Raw genomic sequence first — 413 nt, 5'->3', positions numbered from 1 at the left:
CTCCAGGATCTTGGTGACCACGCCGGCACCCACGGTCCGCCCACCCTCACGAATGGCAAACCGCAAGCCCTCCTCCAACGCCACCGGCTTGATCAGCTCCACCGTAAACGTCACATTGTCCCCAGGCATCACCATCTCCACCCCCTGGGGCAACTCCACCACCCCCGTCACATCCGTCGTCCGAAAGTAAAACTGCGGCCGGTACCCAGAAAAAAACCCCGTGTGCCGGCCCCCCTCCTCCTTCCTCAACACGTACACCGAGGCCTCAAACTTCGTGTGCGGCGTAATGCTCCCAGGCCTCGCCAACACCTGCCCCCGCTCCACCTCCTCCCGGCTTACACCCCGCAAAAGCAATCCCACATTGTCCCCAGCTATCCCCTCCTGCAACGTCTTCCGGTGCATCTCTACACCCG

The 413-nt window shown here is 62.5% G+C and carries 1 protein-coding gene; it reads right to left on the bottom strand.

Translation table 11 applies throughout. The features are described from left to right. A partial coding sequence (locus ACYQ0J_RS07480) for an EF-Tu C-terminal domain-related protein (RefSeq protein ID WP_460171539.1) occupies positions 1-413 on the bottom strand: 413 nt, incomplete at both ends.

Source organism: Thermus sp. FJN-A, assembly GCF_054655095.1.
The sequence above is the reverse complement of the archived record's forward strand: the minus strand, read 5'-3'. Positions and strand labels throughout refer to the sequence as shown.